Source organism: Streptomyces sp. NPDC008150 (assembly GCF_042956945.1).
GTDB lineage: Bacteria > Actinomycetota > Actinomycetes > Streptomycetales > Streptomycetaceae > Streptomyces.
Genome location: NZ_JBIBHJ010000009.1, coordinates 191,559 through 212,192 on the forward strand (window position 1 = coordinate 191,559; position 20,634 = coordinate 212,192).

The following is a 20,634-nucleotide window of genomic DNA, read 5'->3' on the forward strand; positions in this document are numbered from 1 at the left end:
GCGCGGCGCGTGCGGTGCGCCGGACACGGCCGGCGGGCTCGACACGCGCTGTACAGCTCGGTACGGATGGATGTAGTCGCTTCAGGAGGCAGTGATGGGTGTGGCAGCCGGTCCGATCCGCGTGGTGGTGGCCAAGCCGGGGCTCGACGGTCACGATCGCGGGGCCAAGGTGATCGCGCGGGCGCTGCGCGACGCCGGTATGGAGGTCATCTACACGGGCCTGCACCAGACGCCGGAGCAGATCGTCGACACGGCGATCCAGGAGGACGCCGACGCGATCGGTCTGTCCATCCTCTCCGGCGCGCACAACACGCTGTTCGCCGCCGTTATCGACCTGCTCAGGGAACGGGACGCCGAGGACATCAAGGTGTTCGGCGGCGGCATCATCCCCGAGGGGGACATCCCGCCGCTGAAGGAGAAGGGCGTCGCGGCGATCTTCACGCCCGGGGCGACCACCGCCTCCATCGTGGACTGGGTGCGGGCGAACGTCCGGCAGTCGGCGGAGGTCTGAGCCGAGCGGCCCGGTGGGCCGGCCGGGGCCGACGCGCGGACCGGCCGGGGGTCCGGGTCAGGAGCCGCCGGCCGTCCCCGCCGGTCCCGGTCCCGGTCCCGGCCGCGGGTCCGGCGCGAGAGCGTCCCCCGCGCCCGTCCCCGTCCCGGCAGCGGTCAGTTCCTCGTGCATCGCCGCCCGCAGGCGCAGCGTCGTGACCATGCGCTGGAATGCCTCCGCCCAGTAACTCCCGGCCCCCGGCGCCGAGTTCTCGGACTCGTCGGGCACCGCCATCAGGCCGTCGAACCGGCCCGCCTCCGACGGTTGCAGACAGCGCTCCGCGAGGCCCATCACACCGCTGAAGCTCCACGGGTAACTGCCCGCGTCCCGGGCGATGTTCAGCGCGTCCACGACCGCCCGTCCGAGCGGTGCCGCCCACGGCACCGCGCACACGCCGAGCAGCTGGAACGCCTCGGACAGCCCGTGCGTCGCTATGAACCCCGCCACCCAGTCGGCACGTTCGTCCGGGTCCAGGGTGCCGAGCAGCCGGGACCGCTCGGCGAGGGACACCGCGCCCGGACCGCCGGCCTCGGGTGCCGCCGGTGCGCCGAGCAGCGCCCGCGACCACTGCGGGTCCCGCTGCCGGGCGGCCGCCCGGCACCAGGCGGCGTGCAACTCGTCCTGCCAGTCGTCCGCGACCGGCAGTGCCACGATCTCCTCCGGGCCGCGCCCGCCCAGCCGTCCCGGCCAGGCGTCCAGCGGGGACGCCTCCACCAACTGGCCGAGCCACCAGGCCCGTTCGCCCCGTCCCGCAGGGGCCTTCGGGACGATTCCGTCGCGCTCCATGCCGGGGTCGCACTCGTGCGGTGCCTCGACGACGATGGTCGCCGCCCCCTGCGTGCGGTCCAGGGCGACGCACGCGCGGGCCCGCGCCGCCATCCGGCCGGCGAGCGCCGATCCCGGCAGCGCGGACAGCAGCTCCGCCGCCGTCGCGCGGACGTTGCGGCTGCGGTCGGCCAGCGCCAGTTCGAGGAACGGCTCGTCCGCCGGATCGAGACCGGTCCGCAGCGAGTCGAGGAACATCAGCCTGTCCTCGGCCCGTTCGGCCGCCCACGTCGTCGCGAGCAGTTCCCGCGCGGCGGCCGGGTGCCGGGAGCGGACCGCCGTGAGCAGCGCGACCCGTTCGGCGAACAGGCCCTCCTCCCACAACTCCCGCATCTTCTGCGGTTCTTCGGGACCCGGCAGCGAGGAGCCGCCACCCGGGGCGGCCCGCAGCGCGAACCGCCACTCGGGATTCAGCCGGGCCAGCCACAGGGCCCGCGACCCGGCGAACGCGAGCGCGGCGGGCCGCAGGTCGGTACGGCCCCGGGCCGCGTCGAGCAGCGCCGGCAACGCCTGCGGGGGAGCCGCGTAACCGAGGGAGTTCGCCGTGGCCAGCCACTGGGGGAGCAGCTCCATCAAGTCGGGGGCGGCGCCCCGGCGACCGCCGCCCGCGGCGCCGGGCCGGTCGGCCAGCAGCAGGGCGAGTCTGCGGGCCGCCGCGTCCGGCAGCGCCGGGCGCGGATCGTGCGGTGCCCGCTCCAGCCGCTCCGCCGCCCGCGCCGGACGCAGCCCCGCCCGCCGCCGCACGGTCTCCACGGCGGCGGCGTCGAGGAGCGCGACCGGTGCGGCCATGGAGGCGGGCACCCGCTCGCCGGGGCCGCTCGCGTCCTGTGCCGCCGCACGCGGGGGACGGCGGTCCGTGCCGAGCAGGGCCGTCGTGACCAGGTCCTCCCACGAACCGGGTGGGGGTGAAGCAGCTTCACTGGAAGGGGTGTTCACGTGACCGCCTCTCGACCTCTCGTCTCGTCCGTTCCGGTGCTCTCGTCCGTTCCGGCGCCCCGGCTCGTTCCGCCCGGCTCCCGGTGCTCCTTGCGTTCCTGTGCCCGTGCGCTCCTGTGTTCTCGGCGTTCCTGTGCTCGTGGCGCCTCCGCGGGGTGCGGCTGCCCGAGCTGCGGCGCGCGGTGCGGCCGGTGGTTCTCAGCACAGGGGGACCGCCGCGCCAGGCCCCTCCGGCCACGCCGTCAGCGGGGTGAAGCCCCGGTGCCCGCACTCGCCGAAGACGGTGACCGGGGCACCGCCCGACAGCGCGACCAGCCGCCACAGTCCGGCCCCGGCCCGTGCGGCGGCCGACAGCGGTATCGCCAAGTCGCCCTTGCTGTCGGCCAGTTGCCAGGTGTCGCCGTCGGGGACCGGGACCACGCCGCCCAGCGTCACCGGCACCGCGTCGAGCCACGGGTCGTGGAGCAGGGCCTCGCCGTAGCGCGCGGCCGCCCGCGCCGTCCCCGTGCCCGCCGGGCGCTCGGCGGTGGGCTCCGGGGCGGCGAACCGCTCGCCGAGCGCCACCCGGAACTGCCCGGTTCCCGGGTACGGCGTCACCTCGGCGTCTACCAACCGCCCTACCGGCAGGGCGAGTTCGGGGGCGCGCCCGACCGGCCCGTAGGAGAGGACGAGTGCCGTGCGGCCGGTACCGGTGCCGTGCAGCCAGATGCGGCGGGTGGTGAGGCGGCTGTCCGCCGTGTCGTACTGGGCCAGGACCAGCCAGCGGTCACGGACGGGCGGACCCTCGGGCGACGTGGGCAGTCCGACCCGGGACCGGACCGCGGCCGAGAGGCCGGCGGGCAGGTCCGCGCCGTGCAGCCAGCCCCGGGCGAGCAGGTGGAGCAGCGCGCACTCCTCCAGCAGCCGTACCGGCCATCCGGCGCCGGAGCCCGGTATCGCCCCCAACTCCCGTGCTTTCGACGCCAGTCCGGGAGCCTGCGCGTCGACCATGCGGGCCGCCGTCTCCTCCCACATCGCGTACCCGGACTGCTCCGCCGTGGCCAGGCCGCCGCGCAGCAGGTCGCACAGGCGCTGCTCCAGCTCCGTCGCACCCGCGGTGACCCGGTCCGCCCGGCGTTCCGCACGGCGCCGGGCCGCCTCCGGATCGGCCGGACCGGACGCCGGACCCACCTCGTCCGCCGCCTGTTCCGACTCCGCGCGCCGCCGCCGGCCCGCCACCCACTCCGCCGCCCAGTCCGGCGCCGCCCCCGTCGGCACCGACCCGTCCCCGGCGGCCCACAGCAGCAGCAGTCCCAGCGCGTGCTTGCACGGGAACTTGCGGCTGGGGCAACTGCACTTGTACGCGGGACCCGCCGGGCCGGCGACGTCGACGACCGTCAGGTACGGCCTGCCGCCGCTGCCCTCGCACTGCCCCCACACCGCCCCCTCGGCCGAACTGCCCACCCCCGTCCACGGATCGACCACGCCGAGCCTGCTCCCTGCCCGGCGTGACGAGTCGTCAGGCGCCAGCGCCAACACGTCGTCGGCAGACCGGCGCACCCCCTGCTGAGTCATGGCAACGACGGTAGGTCCCGCCACTGACATTCGCACTCGCGACGGTGTTCCCGCAGGCCGGGGCGGGTTGTCAGTGGGGTGGTGCATGGTGTGGGCAGATCCGAACCGGCCGAGCTGGAGGGGGCCTCAGCCATGACAGCGTCCGCAGACCCGATGTCCACCGCATCGGCATCCGTCGCACCGGCGTCCGTCGCACCGGGATCCACCGTTGAAGGGGCCGTCGGGGCAGGGTCCGGCGCGCCGGGGAGCGTGCCGCCGCCCGCGCCGCTGCGGCCGCACGCGGAGGACGCCTTCGCCGGTGAACTCGCCGCCCTCGCCGCCCAGGACGACCGGCCGCGCCCCGAGCGCTGGAGGCTGTCGCCGTGGGCGGTGGCCCTGTACCTCCAGGGCGGCACCCTGCCCGACGGCACAGTGATCACCCCGAAGTACGTCGGTCCGCGCCGCCTCGTCGAGGTCGCCGTCACCACGCTGGCCACCGACCGCGCGCTGCTTCTGCTGGGCGTGCCCGGCACCGCGAAGACATGGGTCTCCGAGCACCTCGCCGCCGCCGTCAGCGGGGACTCGACCCTGCTGGTGCAGGGCACCGCGGGCACCCCGGAGGAGGCCGTCCGCTACGGCTGGAACTACGCCCAGCTCCTCGCCCACGGTCCGAGCCGCGCCGCCCTCGTGCCCAGCCCCGTCATGCGCGCGATGGCGGAGGGCATGACGGCCCGCGTGGAGGAACTGACGCGGATCCCGGCCGACGTCCAGGACTCGCTCATCACGATCCTCTCCGAGAAGACGCTGCCGATACCGGAGTTGGGCGGCGAGGTGCAGGCCGTGCGTGGCTTCAACCTGATCGCCACGGCCAACGACCGCGACCGCGGGGTCAACGACCTCTCCAGCGCGCTGCGCCGCCGCTTCAACACCGTCGTCCTGCCGCTGCCGGAGAGCGCGGACGCGGAGGTCGACATCGTCTCGCGCCGCGTCGAGCAGATCGGCCGCTCCCTCGACCTGCCCGCCGCGCCGGACGGCATCGCCGAGATCCGCCGCGTGGTCACGGTCTTCCGGGAACTGCGGGACGGCGTGACCTCCGACGGCCGTACGAAGGTGAAGTCGCCCAGCGGCACCCTGTCCACGGCGGAGGCGATCTCCGTCGTCACCAACGGGCTCGCCCTCGCCGCGCACTTCGGTGACGGCGTGCTGCGCGCCGGTGACGTCGCCGCCGGCATCCTCGGCGCGGTCGTGCGGGACCCGGCGGCGGACCGGGTGGTGTGGCAGGAGTACCTGGAGACGGTCGTGCGTGAGCGCGACGGCTGGAAGGACTTCTACCGGGCCTGCCGCGAGGTGAGCGCTTGACCGCCGACACGGGGCGGCGTCCGCTGGACGGCGCCCCGGAATCAGGGGCCGTCCAACTCCCGCCCCCCGTATGGCCGTTGCTCCTTGGCGTGCGGCATCACGGGCCCGGGTCGGCGCGTGCGGTGCGTGCGGCGCTGGCTGCCGCGCGCCCGTCGGTGGTCCTCGTCGAGGGGCCGCCGGAGGCCGACGACCTGGTTCCGCTCGCCGCCGAGGAGGGGATGCGTCCGCCGGTCGCCCTGCTCGCCCACGCCGTCGACGAGCCCGGACGCTCGGCGTTCTGGCCGATGGCCGAGTTCTCGCCGGAGTGGGTCGCGATCCGGTGGTCCCTGGAACACGGCGTTCCGGTCCGCTTCATCGACCTCCCGGCGGCCAACACGCTCGCCCTCGGCGGAGAGGACGGCCGCGGGGAGGACGACGACGGCGAGGGCGCCGTTCCGCGGGTGCTGCCGCCCGAGGACGGGCCGACGGTCCCCGGCGCCGACGACGGCCCCGCGGACGGTCCCGCCCCGGCGTCCGGCCCCCGGGTCCGCAGCGACCCGCTCGCCGTGCTCGCGCGGACCGCCGGGTACGACGACCCGGAGCGGTGGTGGGAGGACGTCGTGGAGCACCGGGGCGCGACGGGGGACGCCTTCGCCCCGTTCGCCGCGCTCGAAGAGGCCATGGGGGTCCTGCGCGAGGACGACGGTGCCGGGGCGGGGGAGACCGCCGTCGCCCGGGACCGGGACCGCGACCCCGTGCGCGAGGCGCACATGCGGCTCCGGATCCGTTCCGCCGCACGGGAGTTCGGCGAGCGCGTCGCCGTGGTCTGCGGTGCCTGGCACGTGCCGGCGCTGCGGCGGAAGGCCCCCGTGGCGGCCGACCGGGCCCTGCTCAAGGGGCTGCCCAAGGTGCGCGCCGACATGACCTGGGTGCCGTGGACCAACCGGCGGCTGTCCCGGGCAGGCGGGTACGGCGCGGGCATCGACTCGCCCGGCTGGTACGCGCACCTTTTCGACGCGCCCGACCGGCCCGTCGAGCGGTGGCTGACCAAGGTCGCCGGGCTGCTGCGCGAGGAGGACCGGCTCGTGTCCCCGGCCCACGTCATCGAGGCGGTCCGGCTGGCCGGGACGCTCGCGGTGATGCGGGGCCGCCCCCTGGCGGGCCTGAGCGAGACCACGGACGCCGTCCGGGCGGTGATGTGCGAGGGCTCCGACGTCCCGCTCGCCCTGGTGCACGACAGGCTCGTGGTCGGGGATGTCCTCGGGGAGGTGCCGGAGTCGGCGCCCGCCGTCCCGCTGCAACGCGACCTCACCCGGCTCCAGCGGCGGCTGCGGCTCAAGCCGGAGGCGGCGGAGCGCGAGGCCGAGTTCGACCTGCGCAAGGAGACGGACGCGGCGCGCAGCGGACTGCTGCACCGGCTCCTGCTGCTGGGCGTCCCGTGGGGCGAACCGGCCGCCGCGCGCGGCAGTACGGGCACGTTCCGCGAGGCGTGGCGGCTGCGCTGGGAGCCGGAGCTGTCGGTCCGGGTCGCCGAGGCGGGGGTGTGGGGCACCACGGTGCCGGCGGCCGCGACGGCGAAGGCACGGGCGGACGCCATCACCGCGGGGACCCTGGCGGAGGTCACCGGCCTCGCGGAGCGGTGCCTGCTCGCGGACCTGCCGGACGCGCTGCCGGTCGTGATGCGGGTGCTCGCCGACCGGGCGGCGCTCGACACGGACGTGGGCCACCTCGCGCAGGCCCTGCCGGCCCTGGTCCGCTCGCTGCGCTACGGCGACGTGCGCGGCACGGGCACGGGAGCGCTCGCGGAGGTCGCGGAGGGGCTGGCCCGACGGGTCTTCGTCGGGCTGCCTCCGGCGTGCACGGCACTCGACGCGGACGCCGCCCTGGAGATGCGCGCCCATGTCGACGCGGTGCACGGCGCGGTGGCGCTCCTGGCCGACATCACCGAGGACGGCGCCGACGCCGCCTCCGGACCCGGTGGAACCGCCCGGCGCGGCGGTGGTCTGCGCGACCGCTGGCTCACGGTCCTGCGGACGCTGGCCGGACGGGACAGGGTGCCCGGAGTGATCCGGGGCCGGGCCGCGCGGCTGCTGCTGGACGAGGGGGCGTGGGAGCCGGCGGAGGCGGCCCGGCTCATGGGGCTCGTGCTGTCGCCGGGGACGCCGCCCGCGGACGCGGCGGCCTGGATCGAGGGCTTCGCGGGCGGGGCGGGCGGCCTGCTCCTCGTCCACGACGAACGCCTCCTGGGCCTGATCGACACGTGGCTGACGGGTGTCCCGGCCGCCGCGTTCACGGACGTGCTCCCGCTGCTGCGGCGCACGTTCTCGGCGTACGAGCCGGGGGTGCGCAGGTCGCTCGGCGAACTGGTGCGGCGCGGGCCCGCGCGGGCGGCCGGTGTCCGGGCGGCCGCGTCCGGCCTTCCCGGCTTCGCACCGGTCCTCGACACCGCGCGGGCGGACGCCGTCGTGCCGGTGGTGCGGCTGCTGCTGGGGCTGCCCGCCGCGACGGCCCGCGCCGAGCACCCGGACCGTGCCGGGCACCCGCGCGGGCCGGGACGCCCGGCCGACGACCTGACGGGAGCGCCGAGTTGACCGCACGACGGACGGGGGCGACGGGACGGGCGGAGGAGGCGGAGGTGGCGGAGATGGACGGTCCCGCGGAGGAGCCCGACGCGGCCGCCGCCGAGCGGCTGCGGCGCTGGCGGCTGGTGCTCGGCGGCGGGGACGCGGACGGCACGGGCCACGCCCTGTCGGGCAGGGACGCCGCCATGGACGGGACGCTCGCCGCCCTCTACGGCGCGGGCAAGGACGACGGGGGCCGCCGGAGCCGGGACCGTGCGGCCGGGCTCGGGGCGTCGGCGCCGTCCGTGGCGCGCTGGCTCGGCGACATCCGTACGTACTTCCCGTCCTCCGTCGTCCAGGTCATGCAGCGCGACGCGATCGACCGGCTGGGGCTGGCGGCCCTGCTGCTCGAACCGGAGATGCTGGAGGCGGTCGAGGCCGACGTGCACCTGGTCGGCACGCTGCTGTCGCTGAACAAGGCGATGCCGGAGACGACGAGGGAGACGGCGCGGGCGGTCGTCCGCAAGGTCGTCGAGGACCTGGAGAAGCGGCTCGCCACCCGCACCCGTGCCACGCTCACCGGCGCGCTGGACCGCAGCGCGAAGGTCAGCCGCCCGCGCCACCGCGACATCGACTGGAACCGCACGATCGCCGCGAACCTGAAGCACTACCTGCCGGAACACGGCACGGTCGTCCCGGAGCGGCTCGTCGGGCACGGGCGGGCGTCGCGTTCCGTGCGCAAGGAGGTCGTGCTCTGCGTCGACCAGTCGGGGTCGATGGCGGCGTCGGTGGTGTACGCCTCGGTGTTCGGGGCGGTGCTCGCGTCGATGCGGTCGATCAGTACGCGCCTCGTCGTCTTCGACACGGCCGTCGTCGATCTCACCGACCGGCTCGACGACCCGGTCGACGTCCTGTTCGGCACGCGGCTCGGCGGCGGCACGGACATCAACCGGGCGCTCGCGTACTGCCAGTCGCGGATCACCCGGCCGGCGGACACGGTCGTCGTGCTGATCAGCGATCTGTACGAGGGCGGCATACGCGACGGGATGCTGAAGCGGGTGGCGGCGATGAAGGCGTCCGGGGTGCAGTTCGTGACGTTGCTGGCGCTGTCCGACGAGGGGGCGCCGGCGTACGACCGGGAGCACGCGGCGGCCCTGGCCGCGCTGGACGCCCCCGCGTTCGCCTGCACGCCCGACCTGTTCCCCGAGATCATGGCGGCGGCGATCGAGAGACGGCCCCTGCCGGTGCCGGACCCCGGATGAGCGGACGCTGACCGGATGCGGCCGGGCGGACGCGGCCGGGCGGCCGCGGTGATCACCCGCGGCGACCGGGTCCGGCGGCGCCGGTGACCCGGCCCGGGGCTGACGGGACGGGCCGGTCGGAAGTGTGTGCGGCGCACGGAAAGAGTGAGTGTTCCGCAAGTGATCGCCGCCGCCCCGGAAAGGGACCGCGAGCGGGCCGACATGCGCCGGTTTCGGCGGTTTCGGAAGGCGCGTTCGGGCCTCTTCCGCAGCCGCTGGAGGCTGCGCGTGGCAATCATGTGACAGGTATCACCGCTCAGGTGTGAGCTGCGATTTAGGGGCTTCTGGCAAGCGGCGATAATCTGCGAGACGGACATGCCGCGCGCTCGGTCACCGTGTGCGCTCCCCTTGTGACACATGCGGACGTCGTCACGTTGCCCTTCGCGGCACGCCCACGCATCCAACGAACCGCGAGATCACTGATAGGGACGGAAGCGCGTGGACCTGTTCGAGTACCAGGCGAGGGACCTCTTCGCCAAGCACGATGTACCGGTGCTGGCCGGTGAAGTCATCGACACGCCTGAGGCGGCCCGCGCAGCCACGGAGCGCCTCGGCGGCAAGTCCGTCGTCAAGGCACAGGTGAAGGTCGGTGGCCGGGGCAAGGCCGGTGGCGTCAAGCTCGCCGCGACCCCGGACGAGGCCGTCGCCCGTGCGACGGACATCCTCGGCATGGACATCAAGGGCCACACGGTCCACAAGGTGATGATCGCCGAGACGGCCCCCGAGATCGTCGAGGAGTACTACGTCTCCTTCCTCCTCGACCGCACCAACCGCACCTTCCTCTCCATCGCCTCCGTAGAGGGCGGCATGGAGATCGAGGAGGTCGCCGCCACGCGTCCCGACGCCGTGGCCAAGACCCCCATCGACGCCAACGAGGGCGTCACCCCGGAGAAGGCCCGCGAGATCGTCGAGGCCGCGAAGTTCCCGGCCGAGGTGGCCGACAAGGTCGCCAACGTCCTGGTCACCCTGTGGAAGACCTTCGTCGCCGAGGACGCGCTCCTCGTCGAGGTCAACCCGCTGGCCAAGGTCGCCTCCGGTGACGTCCTCGCCCTCGACGGCAAGGTCTCCCTCGACGAGAACGCCGAGTTCCGCCACGCGGACCACGAGGCGCTCGCCGACAAGGACGCGGCCAACCCGCTGGAGGCGGCGGCCAAGGAGAAGAACCTCAACTACGTCAAGCTCGACGGTGAGGTCGGCATCATCGGCAACGGCGCGGGTCTCGTCATGAGCACCCTCGACGTCGTCGCGTACGCCGGTGAGAAGCACGGCGGCGTCAAGCCCGCCAACTTCCTCGACATCGGCGGCGGCGCCTCCGCCGCGGTCATGGCGAACGGCCTGGAGATCATCCTCGGCGACCCGGACGTCAAGTCCGTGTTCGTCAACGTCTTCGGCGGCATCACCGCCTGCGACGAGGTCGCCAACGGCATCGTCCAGGCGCTCCAGCTTCTCGCCGACCGCGGTGAGGACGTCAGCAAGCCGCTGGTCGTCCGCCTCGACGGCAACAACGCGGAGCTGGGTCGCAAGATCCTGTCGGACGCCAACCACCCGCTCGTGCAGCGTGTGGACACCATGGACGGCGCGGCCGACAAGGCCGCCGAGCTCGCGGCTGCGAAGTAAGGAAGAGGGACTAAGACAGCCATGGCTATCTTCCTCAACAAGGACAGCAAGGTCATCGTCCAGGGCATGACCGGCGCCACGGGCATGAAGCACACCAAGCTCATGCTCGCGGACGGCACGGACATCGTCGGTGGCGTGAACCCCCGCAAGGCCGGCACGACGGTCGACGTCGACGGCACCGAGATCCCGGTGTTCGGCACGGTCGCCGAGGCGATCGAGAAGACGGGCGCCAACGTGTCCGTCCTCTTCGTGCCGCCGGCCTTCTCGAAGGCCGCCGTGGTCGAGGCGATCGACGCCGAGATCCCGCTGGCCGTCGTCATCACCGAGGGCATCGCCGTCCACGACTCCGCCGCGTTCTACGCGTACGCGAAGTCCAAGGGCGACAAGACCCGCATCATCGGCCCGAACTGCCCCGGTCTCATCACGCCAGGCCAGTCCAACGCCGGCATCATCCCGGGCGACATCACGAAGCCGGGCCGCATCGGCCTGGTCTCGAAGTCCGGCACGCTGACCTACCAGATGATGTACGAGCTGCGCGACATCGGCTTCTCGTCCGCCGTCGGCATCGGTGGCGACCCGGTCATCGGTACGACGCACATCGACGCGCTCGCCGCGTTCGAAGCCGACCCCGACACCGACCTGATCGTGATGATCGGTGAGATCGGCGGCGACGCCGAGGAGCGTGCGGCCGACTTCATCAAGGCCAACGTGACGAAGCCGGTCGTCGGCTACGTCGCGGGCTTCACCGCGCCCGAGGGCAAGACCATGGGCCACGCCGGCGCCATCGTCTCCGGTTCGTCCGGCACCGCCGCGGCGAAGAAGGAGGCCCTGGAGGCCGCGGGCGTCAAGGTCGGCAAGACGCCGACCGAGACGGCCAAGCTGGCCCGCGAGATCCTCGCCGGCTGACGCGGCGACAGCGCACGGCAGTGGGCCCGCACCCCTCGGGGGGTGCGGGCCCACTGCCGTCCCGGCGGGGTCAACGGGTCAGCGGCACAAGGCGTTCCGGGCCGCTGACCGTCTCCGCGCGCAGCTTCGCGCGCAGTTCCAGTTCCCCGTCGGACAGCGGTCCGGGCGCCGTGCGCGGCGGCACCCCGCGGACGTTCTCGCCGGGGGAGACGGGCGACTCGTAGTGCGTGGGCGCGGTGCGCAGGGTGAGCGCGGTGGCGCCGACGATGGCGACCGTGAACGCGATGGCCGCCCGGGTCCAGAAGCGGGCGCGGCGCTCGCTGCCCTCCCGCACCGCCGTCGGCTTCGGTGCGCGCAGCCGTTCGGAGGAGGCGAGTTCCGCGAGCCGCCGGTGCAGTTCGCCGGGGTCGGCGAGGTCGGGCAGCCGCTCGGCGACCGCCTCGCGCGCGTGCCGCACCCGGTTGGCGGCGGCCGGCGTGCTCGCCTCCGTCTCGGCGGCGGTCTCCGGCAGGTCGAGGCCGACGCCGTCGTACAGCAGGAGGGTGCGGCGGTACGTGGGCGGCAGCTTGAGCAGGACGTTGAGCAGCGCGCGGTCCGAGGCGTCGGCGGGCGGCGCCTCGGGGCTGCGGTAGCGGGGCCGGAAGCGGTGCCAGGGGGAGAGCGCGTACTCGTAGGCGCTCGCCCGCACCCACCCCGCCGGGTCGCGGTCGCGGGCCACCTCCGGCCAGCGCTGCCAGGCGAGTTGGAAGGCCCGCTCCACGGCCTCGCGGGCCAGTTCGCGCCGCCCGCAGAGGAGGTAGGTCTGCCGGACGAGGGCGGGCGAGCAGAACCCGTAGAGGGCGTCGAAGGCCTGGGCGGGAGTCAGCGGCGCCGCGGCGGTGGCGAGGGGGCCGGTCCCGCCGGCCTCGGTTGTGTCCTCCGCGGCGGGGGCGGACGCCGTGGCCGGAGCCGGGCCGTCGGCCGCCGGTACGCGCGGGATCTCCGCCGTGTCGTGGTCACCCGCGACGGCCGCGCCGACCCCGGCGAGCACGGGTTCGGGTGCGGCGGGGGCGTCCTCGTCCGCAGCCGGCGGACAGTCCGTCACGTCGGCCCTGGAGAGCGGTGCCTGAGAGACCGTCACCTCCACGGGTACGGCCGGTTCGGCCAGTTCGCCCAGCAGGGAGAGGTACGCGCCTCCCTTCCGGCCGCGCGGGGTGCTGCGGCCCGCCTCCCAGGAGCGGACGGTCTCCGGGGTGACGCCGATCCGCGCGGCCACCTGATCGTGGGTCAGCGAGGCGTTCTCACGCAGGCGTCGGCGCTCCTTCGGCGGTGGGAGCCGGCCGGCAGGACTCTGCTTCACAGGGCACCCCTTCGCGCGAAAAAGTACATAAGCATATATTGAGCGACACATCGGTGGTTCGCCTGTTACGACGGTAAAGAGCGTGTCGTTGGGAGCATGGCGGGCGTGATGCAGATGACAGCCCGCCGGCCCTCCCTGTCGCCCTTGCTGAACCGTGTGCGCGACCGGTCGCCCGGACTGGCCGCGGGCCTGCTCGGCGGTGTCGTCGCGGCCGGCCTCGGCCTCGGTTCGTCCGCCGTGCTGGTCATGGTGATGTGGATCAGCTCGCCCTACCCGGACAGCGGGCCCGCCGGGGCGCTGCACGTCGCCGCGGGGTTGTGGCTGCTCGCCCACGGCACCGAACTGGTGCGCACGGACACCCTCAGCGGCGTCCCCGCCCCGGTCGGCGTGACCCCGTTGCTCCTCCTGGCCCTGCCGGTGTGGCTGCTGCACCGCGCGGCCCGCGACGCGGTGGACGCGCCCCCCGAGGGCGGCACCGGCGGCCCGGACCGGCGCGGCGGTGCCCGCGGCGAGGGCCGGGGCGGGGGCCGCGGCGACGCCGACAGCCCGCCCCCGGTGCCCGCCCGTACCGCCTGGACGGGTGTCGTCCTCGGCTACCTCGGTGTCGCCACCGCCGCGGCCCTCTACGCCTCCGGCGGTGCGCTGCGCCCCGCGTGGGACTGGACGGCGGTGAGCCTGCCGCTCGTCGTCGCGGTCGCCGCCGGTGCGGGGGTGTGGACCGCCTACGGCCGCCCGCACCCGCCGGCGGAGCGGCTGCTGCGGCGGGCGCCCGCCCCGGTGCGCCGGTTCGTGCTCGGCCACGACGGCCGCACCCGGCTCGCCGTGGCGGCCCGTGCCGCGGCGGCCGGTCTCACCGTGCTGGTCGGTGGCGGCGCGCTGCTGCTGGCGGTGTCGCTGGTGGCGCACGGGGACGCGGCGCAGCACTCGTTCGTCCAGCTCACCGAGGGCTGGTCGGGCCGGTTCGCCGTCCTGCTGCTGTGCCTGGCCCTGACCCCCAACGCGGCCGTGTGGGCGTCCGCGTACGGTCTCGGCCCCGGCTTCACGCTCGGGGTCGGACACGTCGTGGGCCCGCTGTCCGCCGACCCGGCCCCGCTGCTGCCGCCGTTCCCGCTGCTGGCCGCGGTACCGGACGCGGGCGCCGGCGCGCTGCCGAACTGGGCGGCCTGCGCGGTGCCCCTCGCCGCCGGGGCCACGGTCGGCTGGTTCACGGTGCGGGCCGCGCTGCGCGAGGAACGGGACGCACGCCGGGGCTCCCCGCGCGCGGAAGCCTGGCCGGGCGGCAGGCTCGCCGCCACCGCCGGGCTCGCGGCACTGCTGTGCGGGACGGGGGCGGCACTGCTGGCCGCGCTGTCCGGCGGCCCGATGGGGGTGTCCGCCCTCGCCGACTTCGGCCCCGTGGCGTGGCAGACGGGACCGGCCGCGGCCGTGTGGACGGCGGCGGTCGCCGTGCCGGTGGCGCTGCTGCTGCGCACGCGGCGCGGTGCCGGGACGGCGGCTGCGGCGGCCGGTTCCGAGGGGCCGACGGGAGCGCCGGGCGGACAGCGCGGCTCCGGTGCGGACGAGGCCGGCGCGCGCACGGCGGGACGCACGTCGTGGCTCGGCATCGGAAGGCCGCGGGGCGCGAACGCGCCGACGGACGCGGGTACTTCGACCGGTCCTGGTACCGCGGGCGGCCCGGACGCGGGTGACGGCGCGGAGGGCGCGGCCGCCCCGGCGGAGGCGCCGGAGGCCGGGGCGCGGCGCGGGCTGCGGCGCCTGCTGCCGGGGCTGCGGAGGCGGGCGGCCGGGGCGGACGAAGCGCCGGGCACCCCGGCCGGGGAGCAGCCGGACGCCTTCGCGGCGCGGGGGCCGTTCGGCGACGACGCGGACTTCGAGCCGTACGACTTCCTGCCCGTCGACCCGCCGGTCGCGTCGCCCTGGCCCGACGAGCCGTCCGGCGAGTCCCGCTGGACCGCACCGCGCGAGGCGCCGCGACCGGCACCGGCACCGGCACCGGCCGCGGCTGCGGCACCGGTGCGGACGCCGGAGTCGCAGGACGCGCCGGAACCGCTCAACCCGACCGGCGCGCCCGGTGGTTCGGAGGCGCCGGCGGTGCCGCAGGCTCCGGACGCGGCGGAACCGGACGGTTCTTCCCGGGCGCCCGGGACGCCCTGAGCAACCCGGCGGGCCGCCCGCTCGCGAAGGGCCCCGGCCGTTCCCCGGCCGGGGCCCTTCGCGCGGTGCGTGCGCCCGCGGCGCGCGGGGGGATCAGCCCTCCGTGCCCAGCAGGTCCCGGAGCTGGCTCGGGAGGTGCTGGTCGCAGGACTGGCGGGCCTGGCTCGTGAGCGCGTCCTTCGTGCAGGAGTAGTAGTCGCGGTAGGCGAGGTGGGCCGTGAACTGCGCGGCGACCAGGAAGATGGCCAGGCCCGCGGTGACCAGGCCGGTCACCGCCGCCGTGGTCTGCGGCCGGCCGGTCGTGACGGGGGCGCCGCCGGGACCCGCGGGCCGCGCGGGTGCGGGAGCAACGGCGGGACCCGCACCGGGCGCCGCGTCGCGCGGCCGGGACGGGGCCCCCGCCGGGTCCGGGGCACCCTGCTCGACGGCGCGGGGCTTGGCGCGCAGCGCGCTGATGCCCCAGTACAGCGACAGCGCGCCGAGCAGCAGCGCCACGTACGTCCAGCCGAACAGGGCGAAGAAGAAACCCCACATGCCGCACAGCAGTGCGTAACGCGCGTGCCGCTGGGCCGGGTCGGTCGGGTCCCAGCGCATGCCGGGGCCGGGGCCCTGCGGACCGTTCTTCCCGCCGTTCTGGCCGCCGCCCTGCCCGGGACGCTCGCCGAAGCCGCTCGGGGAACGGCCGGGCTGCCGGTCGCTCCACTGGCTGCCCCACGCGGGCGGGGGACCGTCACCGCCGGAGTCCGCGGAGCTCCGCGGGTCGTCGCCCGCGGGGCGGCGCGGCTGCCACGGCTTGTCGGGAGCGCCCTCCGGGGGCGGCGCGAACGGGTTGTCGTCCTTCGGCCCGTCGCCCTGTCCGCCGTCGGGCCGGCCCGACGACGCGTCGGGCGGCGAGGTCGGGCGCTCCCGCAGCAGCACACCGACGCGCTCCCCTCCCCGGGGCGAACGCGGGGGGAGCGAGAGGAGTCTCGGGCTGCGGTCCGGCATCAAGTGAGCGTCTTCCCCTTGCGGTGAACGAATGAGTCGGTCGAGGCCCCGTCGAGGAACCGAGGGACCGGCGGGTCGAACGTTAGCGGTGCTGATCAACGGGTGGAACGGTAGGTGAAGCCGGGTGCGGGACGGCGGAAGCCGATCCGTGGCCGCCGGGACCGCCACCGGGACCCCTCGTTCCGTGAACGCACGGTGCGCGGACCGCGTTCCCGAACCGTGCCGTGAACCCGTGCCCTCGCACCGTTCCCCAGACGCTACCTTCCGGCCGCGCCCCCGTCCCGCCGGGGCCTCGGGCCGTGCCGGTATCGTTGCTGGCGGTCGGCCGCTTCGTAGACTTCCCCGTATCCCGGGGCGCGAAGCATTCGTAGGACCGCACAAACGGCCGCACGGACCCGCTGTTCCGGCGGTGCGCGCGCGGCCGTGCGGGAGCCGGCCGCGCACACCCGCTCCCCCGAGAAAGGGCCCCCATGGTGGCCGCCAAGCCCGAGGCCAAGCGCCTCGTCGTGCTGGTTTCCGGTTCCGGTACGAATCTCCAGGCACTCCTCGACGCCGTCACGGCGGAGGGCGGCGCGGCGTACGGCGCCGAGATCGTGGCCGTCGGCGCCGACCGGAGCGGCATCGAGGGGCTCGCGCGCGCGGAGCGGGCCGGACTGCCGACGTTCGTGTGCCGGGTGAAGGACCACCCGGACCGCGACGCCTGGGACGCGGCGCTCGCCGCGGCCGTGGCCGCCCACGAGCCCGACCTGGTCGTGTCGGCCGGGTTCATGAAGATCGTGGGGAAGGCGTTCCTCGCGCGGTTCGGCGGACGGTTCGTCAACACGCATCCCGCCCTGCTCCCCAGTTTTCCCGGGGCCCACGGTGTGCGGGACGCGCTCGCGTACGGCGCCAAGGTCACCGGCTGCACCGTCCACTTCGTCGACGACGGCGTCGACACCGGACCCGTCATCGCGCAGGGCGTGGTGGAGGTCCGGGACGAGGACGACGAGAGCGCGCTGCACGAACGCATCAAGGAAGTCGAGCGAAGGCTGCTCGTCGACGCCGTGGGGCGGCTCGCCCGCAACGGCTACCGCATTGAGGGACGAAAGGTAGTTATCCAGTGACCGCCACCGCCGAGAGCAACAAGCGGCCCATCCGTCGCGCGCTGGTCAGCGTCTACGACAAGACCGGCCTCGAAGAGCTGGCGCGCGGGCTGCACGAGGCGGGCGTCGAGCTCGTCTCCACCGGCTCCACCGCGTCGAGGATCGCCGCGGCGGGAGTCCCCGTCACCAAGGTCGAGGAGCTGACCGGCTTCCCGGAGTGCCTGGACGGCCGGGTCAAGACCCTGCACCCCAAGGTGCACGCGGGCATCCTCGCCGACCTGCGGCTCGACAGCCACCGCGAGCAGCTCGCCGAACTCGGCGTGGAGCCGTTCGACCTGGTCGTCGTCAACCTGTACCCGTTCCGCGAGACGGTCGCCTCGGGCGCCTCCGCCGACGAGTGCGTGGAGCAGATCGACATCGGCGGCCCCTCCATGGTCCGCGCCGCCGCGAAGAACCACCCGTCCGTCGCGGTGGTCACCAGCCCCGTCCGGTACGCGGACGTGCTGTCCGCCGTGCGGGAGGGCGGGTTCGACCTCACGAGCCGCAAGCGCCTGGCCGCCGAGGCGTTCCAGCACACCGCCGCCTACGACGTGGCGGTGGCCTCCTGGTTCGCCGCGGACTACGCGCCGGTGGACGAGTCGCGCTTCCCCGACTTCCTGGGCGCCACCTGGGAGCGCGCGCACACCCTGCGCTACGGCGAGAACCCGCACCAGCCCGCCGCGCTCTACACCTCGGGCACCGGCGGCCTCGCGGGCGCCGAGCAGCTCCACGGCAAGGAGATGTCGTACAACAACTACACGGACACGGACGCCGCGCGCCGTGCCGCGTACGACCACGACGAGCCCTGCGTCGCGATCATCAAGCACGCCAACCCGTGCGGCATCGCGACCGGCGCGGACGTCGCCGAGGCGCACCGCAAGGCGCACGCGTGCGACCCGCTGTCGGCGTTCGGCGGCGTGATCGCCGTGAACCGCCCGGTCAGCAAGGAGCTCGCCGAGCAGGTCGCCGAGATCTTCACCGAGGTCATCGTGGCGCCCGGCTACGAGGACGGCGCCCTCGAAGCGCTCACCAAGAAGAAGAACATCCGCGTCCTGCGCACCCCGGACGGTCCGTCCGACGAGGTCGAGGTCAAGCCGATCGACGGCGGCGCCCTGCTCCAGGTCACCGACCGGCTCCAGGCCGACGGCGACGACCCGGCCAACTGGACGCTCGCCACGGGCGAAGCGCTCGACGCCGCCGCCCTCGCCGAGCTGGCCTTCGCGTGGAAGGCGTGCCGGGCCGTGAAGTCCAACGCCATCCTGCTCGCCAAGGACAACGCCTCGGTCGGCGTCGGCATGGGCCAGGTCAACCGCGTCGACTCCGCGAAGCTGGCCGTCGAGCGGGCGGGGGCCGAGCGCGCCAAGGGGGCGTTCGCCGCCTCCGACGCGTTCTTCCCGTTCCCGGACGGCTTCGAGGTCCTGGCCGAGGCCGGCGTCAAGGCCGTTGTCCAGCCCGGCGGTTCGGTCCGCGACGAGCTCGTCGTGGAGGCCGCGGAGAAGGCCGGCGTGACCATGTACTTCACCGGCACGCGGCACTTCTTCCACTGATCTCTCCCACCGGTCCGGCAGTACGCCGAAGGGGCCGACTCCGTTGCGGAGTCGGCCCCTTCGGGGTTCACGGCGCCAAGACCGTTGCCGGTCGGGGCTGTTCAGCGCTGGAGGACGAGTGTGCCCGCGACCTTGTCGTGCCAGCCCTGCCGGCGGCCCGACTTGTCCCAGAACGGGGACAGGTAGACCAGGATCTGGCCGACGCCACAGGCGAGTTGGCCGACGTAGGCGATGATGAAGCGGAGAATGCCCCCACCGAGCCCCGGCTTCCCGCCCGTGTCGGCCTTCACCACGCGTATGCCCACGGCGAGTTTGCCGAGCGTCCCGCCGACCAGGCCGACCATCAGCCACTCGTAGAGCAGCGACACGGCGAAGATGATGACCGCGACCGTCATGATCGGGCCCATCATGTCGGACGTGGCGTTGTTGACGCAGGTGTCGTAGTCCACCGAGTTCGGGTCGCAGTCCCCGATCTTGTCGAAGGACGACGATCCGGCGAGGCCCGCGACGAGGAGCACCCCGTACACGATGCCGATGATCGCCCAGTCGATCGCCCGTGCCCCCAACCTGCGCCCCATGGAGGCGAGCCGGGGTCCCGGACCGCCCGGGTAGCCGTAGCCCGGGTAGCCCTGCTGCGGGTAACCGGGCTGCGGGTAACCGGGCTGCTGGGGGTAGCCGTAGCCCTGCGGCGGGACACCGCCCGGCTGCTGCGGGTAGCCGTAGCCGGCCTGGTCCTGGCCCTGCTGCGGGTACCCGTACGGGGGCTGCTGCGGCGGTTGTTGAGGCTGGCCGTAAGGCTGTTCGGGCGGGGAGCCGAAGCTCATCTTCTGTGCCTCCGTGGGCTGCTGGGGACTGAGCGGGCCCAGTGGAGGAGCGTCGTGGATCAAGCGGTGTCCCCCCGTCGGACCGCATGCGCGCTACATCGTCTTCCCGTCTACGAACACCTGTCCAGCGCAAGTCTGTACCTGTTGCCCAAGTGCAACATCACTGATCATGGACGGTGCGGGGGTCGTCGGGCACCCCGGATTGGAACCCGGGGGCGGTCATCCGGGAGGATGGGGTCATGACCGCCCAGATTCTCGATGGCAAGGCCACCGCAGCCGCGATCAAGTCCGATCTGACCGCCCGCGTGGCGGCGCTGAAGGAGAAGGGCGTCACGCCCGGCCTCGGCACGGTGCTCGTCGGCGAAGACCCCGGAAGCCAGAAGTACGTCGCGGGCAAGCACCGCGACTGCGCCCAGGTCGGCATCGCCTCCATCCAGCGCGAACTGCCCGCCACGGCCACGCAGGAGGAGATCGAGGCGGTCGTCCGCGAGCTGAACGAGGACCCCGCCTGCACCGGCTACATCGTCCAGCTGCCGCTGCCCAAGGGCATCGACGAGAACCGGATCCTCGAACTGATGGACCCGGACAAGGACGCCGACGGCCTGCACCCGATGAACCTCGGCCGCCTCGTCCTCAACGAGCCGGCCCCGCTGCCCTGCACCCCCAATGGCGTTCTGACCCTGCTGCGCCGCCACGGCGTGGAGATCAAGGGCGCGGAGGTCGTGGTCGTCGGCCGCGGTGTGACCATCGGCCGCCCGATGCCGCTGCTGCTGACCCGGCGCAGCGAGAACGCCACGGTCACCCAGTGCCACACCGGCACCCGCGACCTCGCCGCGCACCTGCGGCGCGCGGACATCATCGTCGCCGCCGCCGGCTCCCCGCACCTGGTCCGCCCCGAGGACGTGAAGCCGGGCGCCGCCGTCCTCGACGTCGGTGTCTCGCGCAACGCCGAGGGCAAGATCGTGGGCGACGTCCACCCCGGCGTCGCCGAGGTCGCGGCCTGGATCTCCCCGAACCCCGGCGGTGTCGGTCCGATGACCCGCGCGCAGCTTCTCGTGAACGTGGTCGAGGCGGCGGAGCGCAGTGTCGCCTGAC

General features: G+C 74.7%; 15 protein-coding genes. 10 read left to right on the top strand and 5 right to left on the bottom strand.

Annotation, left to right across the window (positions count from 1 at the left end; genetic code table 11):
- Positions 1-94 precede the first annotated feature (94 nt).
- Entirely contained in the window at positions 95-511 is a 417-nt protein-coding gene (locus ACFZA0_RS22870) for a cobalamin-dependent protein (protein WP_391019937.1), read from the top strand.
- A gap of 57 nt (positions 512-568) precedes the next feature.
- Here ACFZA0_RS22870 and ACFZA0_RS22875 read toward each other — a convergent pair whose 3' ends face one another.
- Positions 569-2,311: a DUF5691 domain-containing protein gene (locus ACFZA0_RS22875; RefSeq protein ID WP_391019940.1), complete on the bottom strand. Its 1,743-nt coding sequence runs from the start codon at positions 2,309-2,311 to the stop codon at positions 569-571.
- Between the two features lie 198 nt (positions 2,312-2,509).
- Positions 2,510-3,865, bottom strand: a complete 1,356-nt coding sequence (locus ACFZA0_RS22880; RefSeq protein WP_391019943.1) for an SWIM zinc finger family protein — start codon at positions 3,863-3,865, stop codon at positions 2,510-2,512.
- 153 nt (positions 3,866-4,018) lie between these two features.
- Between ACFZA0_RS22880 and ACFZA0_RS22885 the strand changes: the two genes are divergently transcribed.
- The 5 genes from ACFZA0_RS22885 to sucD all read left to right on the top strand — a co-directional run bounded on the left by ACFZA0_RS22885 (position 4,019) and on the right by sucD (position 11,567).
- The gene (locus ACFZA0_RS22885; protein WP_391020281.1) at positions 4,019-5,203 is read left to right on the top strand and encodes an AAA family ATPase; all 1,185 of its coding nucleotides are present in this window, start codon (positions 4,019-4,021) and stop codon (positions 5,201-5,203) included.
- A 23-nt stretch (positions 5,204-5,226) separates the two neighbouring features.
- Entirely contained in the window at positions 5,227-7,773 is a 2,547-nt protein-coding gene (locus ACFZA0_RS22890; RefSeq protein ID WP_391020284.1) for a DUF5682 family protein, read from the top strand.
- A gap of 53 nt (positions 7,774-7,826) precedes the next feature.
- Positions 7,827-9,005, top strand: a complete 1,179-nt coding sequence (locus ACFZA0_RS22895; protein ID WP_391020286.1) for a VWA domain-containing protein — start codon at positions 7,827-7,829, stop codon at positions 9,003-9,005.
- A 477-nt stretch (positions 9,006-9,482) separates the two neighbouring features.
- Positions 9,483-10,661, top strand: a complete 1,179-nt coding sequence (sucC, locus tag ACFZA0_RS22900) for an ADP-forming succinate--CoA ligase subunit beta (RefSeq protein ID WP_391019946.1) — start codon at positions 9,483-9,485, stop codon at positions 10,659-10,661.
- A gap of 21 nt (positions 10,662-10,682) precedes the next feature.
- On the top strand, positions 10,683-11,567 hold the full coding sequence (sucD, locus tag ACFZA0_RS22905; protein ID WP_391019949.1) for a succinate--CoA ligase subunit alpha: 885 nt from the start codon (positions 10,683-10,685) through the stop codon (positions 11,565-11,567).
- 70 nt (positions 11,568-11,637) lie between these two features.
- On the opposite strand, the gene ACFZA0_RS22910 is transcribed toward sucD, so the two are convergent.
- The gene (locus tag ACFZA0_RS22910; RefSeq protein ID WP_391019952.1) at positions 11,638-12,906 is read right to left on the bottom strand and encodes a sigma factor-like helix-turn-helix DNA-binding protein; all 1,269 of its coding nucleotides are present in this window, start codon (positions 12,904-12,906) and stop codon (positions 11,638-11,640) included.
- Positions 12,907-13,002: 96 nt separating this feature from the next.
- On the opposite strand from ACFZA0_RS22910, the gene ACFZA0_RS22915 reads away from it, so the two are divergent.
- On the top strand, positions 13,003-15,060 hold the full coding sequence (locus ACFZA0_RS22915) for a DUF6350 family protein (protein WP_391019955.1): 2,058 nt from the start codon (positions 13,003-13,005) through the stop codon (positions 15,058-15,060).
- A 93-nt stretch (positions 15,061-15,153) separates the two neighbouring features.
- Here the strand turns inward: ACFZA0_RS22915 and ACFZA0_RS22920 are convergent, their stop codons facing one another.
- Positions 15,154-16,047 (bottom strand): hypothetical protein, encoded by an 894-nt coding sequence (locus ACFZA0_RS22920; protein WP_391019957.1) that lies wholly within the window; start codon positions 16,045-16,047, stop codon positions 15,154-15,156.
- 473 nt (positions 16,048-16,520) lie between these two features.
- Between ACFZA0_RS22920 and purN the strand changes: the two genes are divergently transcribed.
- Positions 16,521-17,150 carry a phosphoribosylglycinamide formyltransferase gene (purN, locus tag ACFZA0_RS22925; RefSeq protein ID WP_391020287.1) on the top strand — a complete coding sequence of 210 codons (630 nt, stop codon included), beginning with the start codon at positions 16,521-16,523 and terminating at the stop codon, positions 17,148-17,150.
- Positions 17,147-18,715, top strand: coding sequence for a bifunctional phosphoribosylaminoimidazolecarboxamide formyltransferase/IMP cyclohydrolase (gene purH, locus ACFZA0_RS22930; RefSeq protein ID WP_391019960.1), 1,569 nt, complete (start codon positions 17,147-17,149; stop codon positions 18,713-18,715). Before purN ends, purH begins: the two co-directional genes overlap by 4 nt.
- Before the next feature lie 101 nt (positions 18,716-18,816).
- Here purH and ACFZA0_RS22935 read toward each other — a convergent pair whose 3' ends face one another.
- Positions 18,817-19,539 carry an RDD family protein gene (locus tag ACFZA0_RS22935; RefSeq protein WP_391019963.1) on the bottom strand — a complete coding sequence of 241 codons (723 nt, stop codon included), beginning with the start codon at positions 19,537-19,539 and terminating at the stop codon, positions 18,817-18,819.
- A gap of 239 nt (positions 19,540-19,778) precedes the next feature.
- Between ACFZA0_RS22935 and ACFZA0_RS22940 the strand changes: the two genes are divergently transcribed.
- Complete coding sequence (locus tag ACFZA0_RS22940; protein WP_391019966.1) at positions 19,779-20,633, top strand: bifunctional methylenetetrahydrofolate dehydrogenase/methenyltetrahydrofolate cyclohydrolase; 855 nt, start codon at positions 19,779-19,781, stop codon at positions 20,631-20,633.
- The last annotated feature ends 1 nt before the right edge of the window (position 20,634 follow it).

Excerpts from the sequence above, each read along its gene's own strand:
- ACFZA0_RS22870 (WP_391019937.1), top strand. The coding sequence starts at position 95 with ATGGGTGTGGCAGCCGGTCCGATCCGCGTGGTGGTGGCCAAGCCGGGG.
- ACFZA0_RS22880 (WP_391019943.1), bottom strand. The coding sequence starts at position 3,865 with ATGACTCAGCAGGGGGTGCGCCGGTCTGCCGACGACGTGTTGGCGCTG.
- ACFZA0_RS22885 (WP_391020281.1), top strand. The coding sequence starts at position 4,019 with ATGTCCACCGCATCGGCATCCGTCGCACCGGCGTCCGTCGCACCGGGA.
- ACFZA0_RS22895 (WP_391020286.1), top strand. The coding sequence starts at position 7,827 with ATGGACGGTCCCGCGGAGGAGCCCGACGCGGCCGCCGCCGAGCGGCTG.
- sucD (WP_391019949.1), top strand. The coding sequence starts at position 10,683 with ATGGCTATCTTCCTCAACAAGGACAGCAAGGTCATCGTCCAGGGCATG.
- ACFZA0_RS22915 (WP_391019955.1), top strand. The coding sequence starts at position 13,003 with ATGGCGGGCGTGATGCAGATGACAGCCCGCCGGCCCTCCCTGTCGCCC.
- ACFZA0_RS22920 (WP_391019957.1), bottom strand. The coding sequence starts at position 16,047 with ATGCCGGACCGCAGCCCGAGACTCCTCTCGCTCCCCCCGCGTTCGCCC.
- ACFZA0_RS22935 (WP_391019963.1), bottom strand. The coding sequence starts at position 19,539 with ATGAGCTTCGGCTCCCCGCCCGAACAGCCTTACGGCCAGCCTCAACAA.
- ACFZA0_RS22940 (WP_391019966.1), top strand. The coding sequence starts at position 19,779 with ATGACCGCCCAGATTCTCGATGGCAAGGCCACCGCAGCCGCGATCAAG.